9 protein-coding genes are annotated in these 12,926 nt (G+C 44.5%); 4 read left to right on the top strand and 5 right to left on the bottom strand.

Translation table 11 applies throughout. The features are described from left to right. Positions 1-2: 2 nt before the first annotated feature. Both QA601_14950 and nifH read right to left on the bottom strand, forming a co-directional pair. Positions 3-341 carry a P-II family nitrogen regulator gene (locus QA601_14950; protein ID MDG5816392.1) on the bottom strand — a complete coding sequence of 113 codons (339 nt, stop codon included), beginning with the start codon at positions 339-341 and terminating at the stop codon, positions 3-5. 39 nt (positions 342-380) lie between these two features. Next, positions 381-1,202 carry a nitrogenase iron protein gene (gene nifH, locus QA601_14945; protein MDG5816391.1) on the bottom strand — a complete coding sequence of 274 codons (822 nt, stop codon included), beginning with the start codon at positions 1,200-1,202 and terminating at the stop codon, positions 381-383. A gap of 532 nt (positions 1,203-1,734) precedes the next feature. Here nifH and QA601_14940 point away from each other — a divergent pair. Beyond that, positions 1,735-3,033, top strand: a complete 1,299-nt coding sequence (locus QA601_14940; GenBank protein ID MDG5816390.1) for a glycoside hydrolase family 5 protein — start codon at positions 1,735-1,737, stop codon at positions 3,031-3,033. 452 nt (positions 3,034-3,485) lie between these two features. Here the strand turns inward: QA601_14940 and QA601_14935 are convergent, their stop codons facing one another. Further along, positions 3,486-4,232 (bottom strand): hypothetical protein, encoded by a 747-nt coding sequence (locus QA601_14935; protein ID MDG5816389.1) that lies wholly within the window; start codon positions 4,230-4,232, stop codon positions 3,486-3,488. 762 nt (positions 4,233-4,994) lie between these two features. Here QA601_14935 and QA601_14930 point away from each other — a divergent pair. Next, positions 4,995-7,169 carry an SUMF1/EgtB/PvdO family nonheme iron enzyme gene (locus QA601_14930; protein ID MDG5816388.1) on the top strand — a complete coding sequence of 725 codons (2,175 nt, stop codon included), beginning with the start codon at positions 4,995-4,997 and terminating at the stop codon, positions 7,167-7,169. 112 nt (positions 7,170-7,281) lie between these two features. Here the strand turns inward: QA601_14930 and pflA are convergent, their stop codons facing one another. Together pflA and pflB are read right to left on the bottom strand one after the other, a co-directional pair. Further along, positions 7,282-8,031 (bottom strand): pyruvate formate-lyase-activating protein, encoded by a 750-nt coding sequence (pflA, locus tag QA601_14925; GenBank protein MDG5816387.1) that lies wholly within the window; start codon positions 8,029-8,031, stop codon positions 7,282-7,284. A gap of 20 nt (positions 8,032-8,051) precedes the next feature. Next, the gene (gene pflB / locus QA601_14920) at positions 8,052-10,313 is read right to left on the bottom strand and encodes a formate C-acetyltransferase (GenBank protein ID MDG5816386.1); all 2,262 of its coding nucleotides are present in this window, start codon (positions 10,311-10,313) and stop codon (positions 8,052-8,054) included. 455 nt (positions 10,314-10,768) lie between these two features. On the opposite strand from pflB, the gene QA601_14915 reads away from it, so the two are divergent. Together QA601_14915 and QA601_14910 are read left to right on the top strand one after the other, a co-directional pair. Beyond that, entirely contained in the window at positions 10,769-11,482 is a 714-nt protein-coding gene (locus QA601_14915; GenBank protein ID MDG5816385.1) for an alpha/beta hydrolase, read from the top strand. A gap of 103 nt (positions 11,483-11,585) precedes the next feature. Then, the gene (locus QA601_14910) at positions 11,586-12,032 is read left to right on the top strand and encodes a transposase (GenBank protein MDG5816384.1); all 447 of its coding nucleotides are present in this window, start codon (positions 11,586-11,588) and stop codon (positions 12,030-12,032) included. Positions 12,033-12,926: the final 894 nt, after the last annotated feature.

Below are 12,926 nucleotides of genomic sequence, written 5' to 3'. Positions count from 1 at the left end.
TCTTAACCCTCCTCTGAAGTTTCTTTTACACCTGAACTTATCGTGTAGGATTCCAGTACCGGAGAGACAAAAATTTTACCATCACCGTAGACCCCTTCGCGTCCCGTCCTTGCACACTCAATAATCGTATTTATCACAAATTCCTTATCTTTATCTTTTATAACACTCAAAAGAAGTTCTTTCGGTAATTCATCATAGGTCACCCCCCCTGCTGTCAAGCCTCTCTGTTTACCTCTGCCGTAAACAGAGATTTTTGTTACGGCCGGATACCCGGCCTCAAGCAATCCTGCGAGTACATCGTCGGCTTTATTGGGACGAACTATTGCTCTAATCATTAACATAGTTTACTCCTGAATTGATGAAGGTTATGAATCAAAGAATTACACAATACCGAACTCGACAAGTAGGTTTTCCAGCTCATTAATTTCCAGAGGTTTTGGAATCACCTTCAGTTCATTTTCGTCCACTTTTTTCGCAAGTTGCCTGTATTCATCTGCCTGAGAATGTGTAGGATCGTAATCAATTACTGTTTTACGGTTAATCTCTGCTTTTTGTACCATGTTATCACGGGGAACAAAATGTATCATCTGGGATCCTAATTTTTTTGCAAACTCTTGAATCATTTCTCTCTCATTATCTACCTTCCGAGAATTACAAATTATACCACCCAAACGCACACCACCGGCATCGGCAAACTTAACGATACCTTTGCATATATTATTACATGCATACATTGCCATCATTTCGCCCGATACCACGATATAGATCTCCTGCGCTTTTCCTTCACGTATCGGCATTGCGAATCCACCGCATACAACATCACCAAGCACATCATAAAAGGCATAATCCAGCTCCCAATCATCGCTGTACCCCCCCAATTGCTCAAGCAAGTTAACGGAAGTTATTATCCCTCTGCCTGCACAACCAACACCAGGTTCGGGACCGCCGGATTCTACACATCGTGTTTTGCCATAACCTTCCCGTATAATATCTTCAAGTTCAACATCTTCACCCTCTTCTCGTAACGTATCGAGTACTGTCTTTTGGGCAAGGCCTCCAAGCAGAAGCCTTGTAGAGTCTGCTTTGGGATCACATCCAACGACCATAACCTTCTTTCCCATCTCCGCAAGACCAGCAACAGTATTTTGTGTGGTGGTTGACTTTCCAATTCCGCCTTTTCCATAAATGGCAATTTTTCTCATTTTAATGCTCCTGATGATTGTTTATGACCTGTGATCAGAGCGCTCTTGTTGCCGTAAATATGCAATGAACATGCCATATACTTTTAGGATTGACAGTAAATTAAATATGACTATATTATAATAGTGAAAGAGTCACTTTTAAATAGTGGTTAGTCTACCTGTAGCGATAAAAAACAGCTAATATGTACTGTTTTGCGCCTCTTCACACTTTTCAGTTAACAAACTTCTACTATCACCCTCTTCAAGAAACCTAAAGTACTGATTTTCAGTTCTCACTACAATTTTGGTTCAGACAGGTACAATTATGAATCATAAAAACAACTTAACCTGGTACAAAAATGAAGTAGGTAAATAGGATTGGATCGATCAATAAGGTTTGTTTCCTAGTGTGGCCCTAACCATTCCCCCTTCACCAAAATTGTAATTCAGTTATTGCAGTATAGCCGAAATTAAGCTACGATCCTATGAACCAGGAATTAAATAAGCCACCATTTTCATCTGAATGTCCAGTGAATTACGAGGAAGAAATACTATGATGCACACAGCAGGAAATTCAGTCCAGTACCGCAGGCACTTTTTCAACCTGCATAATTGGCTACTGGTCTTACTCTTTGTTTTTTATGGTCAGGGATTTTCCGGGCATCTGTTTGGGGTAAATCTGGCTTCTGCAGAGTTTGGAAACCAGTACCCGGGAGTATACGGATCTGACTACACCTACCCTGATGTTAGCTCTCTTGATTATTACGCTGCTAAGGGCCTGAAACTTATCCGGTTACCCTTTCGATGGGAGCGGATGCAAAGAGAACTGTATTCTGAATTGGACTCCCTTGAGCTCCAAAGGATGGATGCTTTTATCGACGGTGTGAGCGAAAGAGGCATGTGGGTAATTCCTGATATGCACAACTATGCACGCAGAGTCATGGATGACCAGATACACATCATTGGATCTCAGGAACTATCAGTTAGAGCGTTTGCGGACTTTTGGCGAAGGTTTGCTGAGCACTACCGGGATGAAGCTTCCATTTGGGGATATGATCTTTGTAATGAACCCCACGATATGGGGCAATATTCCTGGTTTGATGCGGCACAGGCTGCAATTGATGCCATACGGGAGGTTGACACTGCGACTGCTGTTATCGTCAGCGGCGATGACTGGAGCAGCGCTCAACGGTGGCTTTCGGCAAGTGCCCATCTTGGGGATCTCATTGATCCATACGACAACATCATCTTCCAGGCTCATCAGTACTTTGACCGCGATGCCTCCGGACGATACCAGCACAGCTACGATGATGAAAACGCTTCCCCTGAAACAGGGGTAGAGAGGGTGAAGCCTTTCGTGCAATGGCTTCAGGAAAACAACTTCAGGGGATTTGTTGGAGAATATGGTATTCCCGATGATGATCCACGGTGGTTGGTTACACTGGAAAATTTTCTTGCATACCTTGAGGAAAATGGTGTCAGCGGTACCTACTGGGCAGGCGGGCCCTGGTGGGGAGATTACCCTTTGAGCTGTGAACCGAAAAATGGTCAGCACAGACCACATATGAGTGTATTAAAACAATATACCGGAGTTACATCAGTAAGTAAAAGCTCAGGAACCACAGCAGTGATTGGCAAAACCACTGGTATACAGTTGAACAAACAATCGCTTTTCATTCCACACTATTATGACGGGCTCACTCTCTACCGGCTTAATGGCAGAGCTGTTTTCAGTTTTGATACACACGGGCACCATACATTTCCTGTCCCGTTACGGTCAGGAACCTACATTGTACGTATGCACGGTGATTTTTCTGCTCAGCAGTACGGAACCGTACAAATTGTGCAGTGATAACAATACCGTCCTTGCAAACACCGATATAGAGCTGGCGCTTGTGGCAGTAGGGTGAAGATCATTAGTTTGATTTGAGAGACACCAGTCAAATATCAGAAAAGATGCTGCTCCACTGCCATTGCATAAAAGAGCTTCCGCATCCTCCACCTGTAGACAAAGCTCAAACAATACCTCACGGGCCAGAACCGGACTACGGCTTTTGAGGCAAGCCTGTCTCTGATTTTTTCGTTTCTGTTACATCTGCCCTTAGAGCGCCATTGTTCGGGTATACAGCATTTTGCTCTTTTAACACTCTTTTCACCCATTATTCACTTAAAATGATGAGTCAAATTTGAAGTCGAAACCGTTACTAAATGCAGCGGTAGTAAAAACGCATTCTAAGAACTAACAACATCCGTCCAACTAATCAAATTACCTTCCCGCTAGTCCTTTGAACACGTTATTTAGTTTTAAACTTGTCCTTCAGCATTCAATGGTTCATTATAACTGTCTACTTTACCTATTGCGACACCTCTCAACTGAGCATATTGGTAAGAACACGAAAGAACTGATATAGGTATTGTGAAAAGCAAACCTATACCAAAACACAGTAGCCCGATTATATTTACAAAGACCAGAATTAAATGTAGTAAAAATACTTCCAACTTATTATTCTTTGTTATTATGCTTGATATCTTCAGTGCTTGAATCGGATTTACGCCAAGATCAACAATCACGTAAGGATAAAACTGGTATTTTAATGCTAGTATAAACGAAGCTATGATTGCCAATAAAAATAGAAACAAAGCCTCGGTGTTATAAATTGCGATTGCGGTTGCTATTGCTATTGGCACACTAATTATAAACGTAAAAAATATTGTTGCAATAAAGTTTATAACTATTGTTTGGATTGAGACAAATAAATCTGAAAAGAGACTGACAGGTTTATCTTCAATAAACTTCAGACCGATACTCAAGGAGCCTAAATGGATTGTACTATAGATATAAAATGCAGTAGCATAATTAAAAATAAAATTCACCGCATTTTGGTTTATTCCTGGATAAAAAGGTATACGTATCGACTCTAAAAAGAATTGTAAAATGATCAGAGCCAATATTACAATTGAAAATATCATAAAAAACAGCTTGTTGGCCATGGTAGTTTTCCAGCCAAAGCTTATCGGTGTTTCTGTTAACAATTCGTCATGTTCAATCATATCTCTCCCAGTTAAACACTTCAGGCATAATTTATACTTTTAGCAAAATACTACTTTAAAATAGTATTGTAAAGTTTTTATGACCGAGCCTGTGTCCGGTACAGTTTCCAGGGAGGCACTATCTCCCCACCAGCTCGCTTAGGAGCAAAATTGCAATCAATTCGCACAAATTACAGTTTTTCCAAGAAGTGAGGTTGTGGATTAAATAAAGCTGAAAACAAAGCAAAAGGATTTAGTTGTGGGTAACAGTTCGTTTCAATGCTGTTTTTACCAAGTGGTCGAGCCAATTCTTAATGAAATGTCGTTTATAGATTCGATCATGCAAAGGTAAGCTTATCCACTATAGGGCTAAACAGTATTATGAGTAATAGAATCCTGAAATCTAAGCCTCAGTAGCATTGCTACTGCGTAGTAGGCCATAGTCTCCATAATCAGAGCATAAACGTCAATACTGAAGAAAAAAGTAGTTATCCAAACCCAGGTTTGTTGATACTCTATTCAACAGAATCATCCTGCTCTGCCAAATATGCAGTGTTTTTTTAAACCCTTTCCTTTATATTACAATTTTTGAAGGGACTATTGGTGGAGCCATTTGGAGCAGTACTATCCCTAAATAATGAGTATTAAAAAATAATCAGAAACAAAACCTGGTACTATCAATACTGAATAATGGGATAACACGCGCTCTTGCAATCAACCAAATTTACTGCCCTGCTTTGCTTTGAAAAGACAACACTTACTTAATTGAGGGAGTCATCGATCATGACTAAAAAATCATTCTGTTCAGTTATCATGCTGGTTACCTTTCTTTACTCATCACTTAGTGCCGGTGAAGTTAGCCTGGCAGGTAGTGTAGTTGATAAATCGGGTAACCCGGTAGAAAATGCAGAAGTGAAGCTTCAAAGCGATCAGAGCATAACTACCTTCACCAACTCTGATGGCCAGTTTGTACTTACCCCTGAGACTACCTCAATTACCAAAAATCGTATACAGCCTTCTACCCCCTATGCCGCGCTTAAAGGTAATGGTGTAGATGTTAACCTTACAACACCGTCTGATATCGGATTATCGGTTTATTCCATGTCCGGAAGAAAGGTGTATGAATATACTTCCGGGCAGCTAAACCCAGGGTTAAACAGAGTAGCATTACCGATGAACAGGCTTGGTTCAGGTGTTTATGTTGTTTCTGTGCTCCATGATGGCAACAGGAGTGTATTCAGATATGTAACAGCGAATCAGAGGGGGTTTGATCTTACCAGCTACAGCAAAACCAGTACAGTTAGAACTTCTGAGCTTCATAGATCAGCAGCAGTCCAGTCTGATTTTGTAGATACACTGGTCGTTGCCGCTTTCGGATACGCCACGAAACGCTATCCTCTGAGCGGCTATATCCTGGAAGACATTGATATCACACTGGAAGCAATAGCAGTTGAGTTGGACGATTTCACGGAAACTGTAAACGGTGAATCTTTTGAGATGCTCTTCATCCCTGGCGGCACATTTACTATAGGATGCGAAAGCGATAACTGCCCACCCGATACAGACCCCGTTTCGGGTGTGACAGTCAGCAGCTATTTCATTGGTAAAACCGAGGTGACAAGGGGTCTGTGGGAAGCAGTAATGGAACAAAGCCCTTCGGGTTTCGGCCGTCCTGAGGACTCCCACACAGGTATGACCTGGTACGATGCCATGGAATTTGCCTGCCGGTTAAGCCAGTTAACAGGTCGTCGGTATCGCATGACTACAGAGGCAGAATGGGAGTACGCGGCAAAAAATCACCTGAGCAGAATGGACAGAATAGGTGTCGGTGAAGAATGGGCATATAACAGTTGGAATTCCACGCATTCAGGAGGAACAGATCCCGTAGGGCCGGCCAGCGGGCAGCACACTCAAAAAACACGACGTGATGCCCAGGGAACAGTCGACAATATTACAGGACGCCTGATCCGCTCAATTGAAGGTGCAGGTCCCGCGTTGCGTTTGGCTGTCTCGGCTGAGATGAACTACCCGCCGGAGATGGTTCCACCATGCGAACTTAGCGCTCCGCAGATGGGGGACGAACCGGTGAATTCTTACCGCGATCCACGCTGGGTAACCGGCAGCGATGCACACTGGACGGTAGGTTCAATAGCCATAGGTAGTTTTGATCTAAGGGTTTGGGAGGACGGAACCGCACGATTAGGCACCACTAACGGTCAGTGGTTTACTTCAAATAACATTGCGTTTGTGTTTGTTCCCAATTCAGGATCCAGTGTACATTTTGCCTATATCTTTCTTGATGAAACTCAGGCTTCTCTTATTTCCGATCAGGGCTTCGGTTTCGGAAGCCGCGGCTACATAGGAAGAATAGTAAAAGAGTCCACCGATTATTACGAAAAACCTTCCATATCCGATCTGCAGAGCGGAGCCCAATTAGCAGCTTCTGCCGGTGATAACTATAGAATGGTGGACATGATCAACATTCCGGAGTCGGCCAGAGAGCAAGACCCACGGCTACTCGACGGACCAGACCATGGATGGTTCCAGGACAACAGCAGCGCCGGAGGAGTACACCACTACAGAAAAGACATAGACCCTGATGAATTCAGGTTCACCGTCAATCAACGATCAAGCAGCGTAATGCTTGCCAACGGCGAATGGTTTACAGTCAACAACACCTTCCTGCGCATTACGCATTCAGACGGCTATACAGCCGATTACCTCTATGCCATAGATGATAATGGAACACTCTATCATAACTCATTTATGGCGTATGAACGGGGAGACTTTCGGATGTTCTCTGTAACCGAAAACAACAGTGCTGCCTTCAGCGCCACCTGCGGTAGCATCTGCGAAGGGGAGGTCCCAAAGGGTGAAGGGTCTTCGCTCTATTCTCGCATGGACAACGGGCATTCTACATTTGTGCCGGCGCCGTGTCCACCGGGCGGGTGTGAGTGAAACTCAAACAGATAGCCCCTGCGAGGCAAGGGGCTAGTCAATATATGTATTTTTACAACCTACGGGTAATAGTGCTGTCCGAACAGGTCTTACTCAATTAAAACAGCATTTTCTAAACCGTAACCTCAATACCATGAGCCCTGAATATCTCAACAACCGCCTCCATCTTCTCCGCAGAGGGCGGTTCGATTCCCTCCAGAGGATATTCAAGACCCAGCGCTTCCCATTTAAAAGCCCCCATTGAATGATACGGCAAAAGCTCAACTCTCTCCACATTGGATAGTTTTCTAACGAATTCAGCCAGACGGTGATCGCTCTGATCGTCTTCAAAATACCCTTCCAGAACAACGTGCCTGATCCACATCGTTTTATTGTTCCGCGAAAGATACTGCGCAAACTCCAAAATCCATCCATTGGAAACACAAGTCAACTTTTTGTGTTTCTCTTCATCTATATGTTTGATATCCAGTAACACCAGATCTGTTACCTCAAGAAGCTGCCTGACAACAGGAGTGATCGCTGTAAAACCAGAAGTGTCCAGTGCTGTATGGATTTCCCTGGCCTTTAGTTCACTAAATAACTCACACAAAAACTCAGCCTGCAGAAGGGGTTCACCACCGGTAGCGGTAACCCCGCCCCCTGAAGATTCCAGAAATGGCCGGTACTGCTCTATCTCCTCCAGAAGCTCATCAATTGTTACCTGCCGCCCCCCTTCGGTATTCCAGGTATCCCGGTTATGGCAATACCTGCACCGCAGAGGACAGCCCTGAAAAAAAATGGTATACCGTATCCCCGGCCCGTCTACAGTTCCAAAGGTCTCGATCGAGTGAATAGTACCAACTCTTGCTATAGGTGAAGTCATCTTTACCGACACCTCTGTGGCTAAAACTTAGCATGAAAAGTCCTGTTAATAACATCAAGCTGCTGTTCCCGGGTAAGCTTGGTGAAATTTACCGCGTATCCCGAAACCCTTACCGTAAGCTGAGGGTATTTTTCCGGATGATCGATTGCGTCCAGCAGCATGGCCCGGTCAAGAACATTGACATTTATATGATGCCCCATCTGCGCGAAATATCCATCGAGCAATGATCGCAAATTTTTTATCTGATCGGATTCGGATTTGGCAAGTGATGCCGGCTCAATGGAAAAGGTATAGGAGATACCATCCTGAGCATAGGCATACGGAAGTTTCGCCACAGACGCCAGTGATGCCAAAGCTCCCTTTGAATCACGGCCATGCATGGGATTTGCACCGGGGGCAAATGGTTCACCACCTTTTCTGCCATCAGGAGTGCTCCCCGTTTTCTTTCCATACACAACATTGGATGTGATAGTAAGCACAGAAAGGGTTGGTTTGGAGTTACGATACGTAGTACGTTTGTATAGCTTTTTCATAAACCGCTCAATAAGATCAACCGCTATCTGATCCGCTCTGTCATCGTTATTGCCAAACTTTGGATACTCTCCCTCTACTTCAAAATCGACAGCCATCCCGGATTCATCACGGATCACCTTAACTTTAGAGTGTTTCATTGCCGAGAGAGAATCAGCGACAACGGATAATCCGGCGATTCCACAAGCCATGGTCCTGAATATGTCCCGGTCATGGAGCGCAAACTGAATACGTTCATAGGCGTATTTATCATGCATAGCGTGGATAACATTTAGTGTGTTGATATACAGCAGTGAAAGCCACTCCAGATAAGCATCAAACTTACTCATCACCTCATCATAATCCAGATATTCACTGAGAATCGGTTCAAAACGCGGCCCCACCTGTATGCCTCTCATCTCATCCCGGCCCCCATTGATCGCGTAAAGAAGCGCTTTACCCAGGTTACATCTGGCACCAAAGAATTGCATCTGTTTACCTATTCGCATGGCTGAAACACAACAGGCAATACCGTAATCATCACCCCAGTACCGACGCATGAGATCATCATTTTCGTATTGAATGGAACTTGTTTTTATAGAGACTTTTGCACAGAAATCCTTAAAACCCTGCGGCAGGTCTTTTGACCACAGCACTGTCAGGTTTGGCTCCGGTGCCGGTCCAAGATTGAAAAGGGTCTGCAGGATTCGAAAACTGGTTCGGGTAACCAGTGTCCGCCCATCCATTCCGGTACCACCGATCACTTCGGTCACCCAGGTCGGATCACCGGAAAAGAGTTCATTATAATCGGGTGTACGCAGGTATCTGACCAAACGAAGCTTTATCACCAGATCATCGATAAGTTCCTGCGCCTCTTTTTCGCTTAGTACCCCCGCCTGGATATCCCTTTCCATATAGATATCAAGAAACGTACTGATACGCCCGATGCTCATGGCAGCACCATTTTGTTCCTTCACTGCACCAAGATAGGCAAAATAAAGCCACTGCACCGCTTCTTTGGCCGATTGTGCGGGCCGGGTTATATCATAACCATAACTTTTAGCCATCTCAATAAGCTCTTTTAATGCTCTGATCTGTTCAGAGATCTCTTCCCTGGCCCTTATGGTATTTTCTTCCATTAAATCCAGTTCAAGGGACTCGAGCTGCTCCTGCTTATCCTCAATGAGTCGGTCTACTCCATAGAGCGGGACCCGCCTGTAGTCGCCAATTATTCTCCCCCGTCCATAGGCATCGGGAAGCCCGGTAATAATACCCGCATTTCTTGCAGCTTTCATTTCACTGGTGTAGGCGTCAAAAACCGCGTCATTATGAGTTTTGCGATACTGCTGGAAAATCTCTTTTACTGTGGGGTCCAGTTTGTAGCCATAGGCTTGGGCGGCCTTTTCAACCATTCTGATACCACCATAGGGCATGATCGCCCGTCTAAGCGGCGCATCGGTCTGCACGCCAACAATCAGCTCATTATCCTTATCGATATATCCTGGATTATGGCTGACAATTGTGGAGATCGTTTTAACATCAAGATCATACATGCCGCCTCTTTTGAGCTCCTGGGAGAGCAAAACTGTCGTCTTTTGCCAGACTGCTTTGGTCCGCCCGGTTGGCCCCTTGAGAAAAGTATCATCACCGGTATAAGGGGTGTAGTTGCGCTGGATAAAGTCCCGAAGGTCGATCTCCTTATTCCAGTTGCCTGGCCTGAATGGTTTGCGAAGTACTTCCTGCTCTTTTCCTGGTTGATTACGATTGTTCATCTTTACCATCCTTGCTTTTCTGTCAGCCAGATCCGATAGTAGAAGCTTTAGTTGTAGCCTCTTTTTTTGCCCCGATAAGAGACCGGGGTTTATTGATAATGATTATCATCTTCTAAGAATAATATACTGCTTAGCACAACCACAGGCAAAGCACTATCCGATTTTCCAGCCGAAAGCTTAACCCGGTTTTGGCTAACAGATGTATCTTTTGCAATAAAAATGCCGGATTAAGTGGAAAAAAAAGAAGGAGATATCGGTGCCATCATCTAAGCAGGAAGGCTGAGGGGGTGATTAAAGAACAAATAGCGGCAAAGTAGAAGGAGGAACGAAACAGCAGGGGAAAATGATTGCAATGAAAATTGGTTATATGCAGAAAGCTCCAAATCATGGCTCACTTTTTGCATAAAGGTGGGCATAGTTCAGTAATCAAGATTGTACTTTTAAGGAGGCTCTCTTTGGCTACATTTGTGATAGTCCACGGTGGTTGGGGTGGTGGATGGGAATGGACACCTGTTGCCGGGCTGCTCAGACAGCGGGGTCATGAGGTTTTCACCCCTACCCTTACCGGTTTGGGTGAACGGTCCCACATCGGTACCGATATCGGTTTGTCAGATCATATCGAGGATATACTGGCACTGTTTCAGTTCGAAATGCTCAGTGATGTTATACTGTGTGGACACAGTTACAGTGGCATGGTCATTACCGGGGTGGCAGACCGCATACCTGAAAAGGTAAAACTGTTAACTTATATCGATGCTTTTTTTCCCCGGGATGGTGATCGCCTCATAGATCTTGTTCCACCGGAAGTAGCAGAAACACTAATGCGGTCCGCAAAAGAGTTGGATGGTAAGATGATACCCTACCCATCGGTAGTCTATCCCCCTGAAGGAGTAATTCCGGAGAGCGTTCGGGAGAACTACATAAAGCGCATGCGTCCACAGCCACTAAACACAAACACAGAACCGATACACCTCAGCGGTGATGTCGATCGAGTGCAACATGGGTTTGTTCACTGCACCCAATCTGAAGCAGGCTTTTTGATTCCGTTTGCCAGGAAAGCAAAGAGCGAGGGTTGGCTGTACCGTGAGATTGCCACCGAACATGATCTTCACCTTTTAGATCCTGAGGGCACAGCGGGAGTGCTTAGTGAGATGGCTGATACAGATTAAAATGAGCCCCAAAGGGGCGTTATTCTATAGCCAGGGGCAGCGCCCCTGGACCAAAAAGGAATAATTTTGAAGCCCCAAAGGGGCGCAACAAAGGATCGTATTTATGCCCCAATCATTATCACGTATCCTGCTTCACCTTGTATTCAGCACTAAAAACCGAACACCATTGATAAACGATGATCTCCAACCACGATTGTACGCCTATATAACAGCAATTTTAAGCAACCTGAAATGCCCTTCATTACAAACTGGTGGTGCCGCTGATCACGTTCATATACTTTGCTGCCATTCACGAACCGTAGCGTTGTGTGATCTTATGGAAGAGGTAAAAAAATCAACCTCAAAATGGATGAAAAACGTGGGGGTTCCAATTTTTTCCTGGCAGAGCGGGTACGGTGCTTTTTCAATCGGAGAATCACAAATTGAGAAATTAATTCGATACATACAGATTCAGAAGGAACATCATAAAGTTGTTACATTTCAGCAAGAGTACAGAAAGTTTTTGGAACTATACAAAATTGAATATGATGAAAAATATGTTTGGGATTGAGTCGCGCCCCTTCGGGGCTAGATGATTATCTTTACTGTCACCAGGGGCGTTGCCCCTGGCTATAGAATTGTGCACCTTTGGTGCGCAGGAAAAACCCCAAGGTTAACATTCGTATAAAAAAGGGTTATAATGCCCCTGATTTTGCAGGAAAAATGCCCGACGCCTTATTTGAGTGGCGCCCCTTCGGGGCTAGATAATTATTTTTACTGTCACCAGGGGCGTTGCCCCTGGCTATAGAATTGTGCACCTTTGGTGCGCAGGAAAAACCCCAAGGTTAACATTCGTATAAAAAAGGGTTATAATGCCCCTGATTTTGCAGGGAAAATGCCCGACGCCTTATTATTGAAGAATTATTTTGTTTGGTACGCAGGAATGAAAATTGAGTCGCGCCCCTTCGGGGCTAGATGATTATCTTTACCGTCACCAGGGGCGTTGCCCCTGGCTATAGAATTGTGCACCTTTGGTGCGCAGGAAAAACCCCAAGGTTACATTCGTATAAAAAAGGATTATAATGCCCCTGATTTTGCAGGGAAAATGCCCGACGCCTTATTTGAGTGGCGCCCCTTCGGGGCTAGATATTTATCTTTACCGTCACCAGGGGCGTTGCCCCTGGCTATAGAATTGTGCACCTTTGGTGCGCAGGAAAAACCCCAAGGTTACATTCGTATAAAAAAGGATTATAATGCCCCTGGTGCCAACGCTCAGAGGGGAACGAATGGGTTCTGAATAGGTAGTCCTTGTAGTCCGAAAGCTCCATCAAGAGTACTGAATAGGCAATCAGCTGACCAGAAAGGTCGCATTAGAGTACTAAATGAGCCATTCTGGTGACACACCCTAATGTGTTAGTATTGTTTATGTTACCTATAGAACTATTCTTACTCATTTAGGCTTCTG

It is taken from the genome of Chitinispirillales bacterium ANBcel5 (assembly GCA_029688955.1).
Classification (GTDB): Bacteria; Fibrobacterota; Chitinivibrionia; order Chitinivibrionales; family Chitinispirillaceae; genus Cellulosispirillum; species Cellulosispirillum alkaliphilum.
Note: the sequence above shows the minus strand (reverse complement) of the source record. Positions and strands in the feature narration are given on the sequence as shown.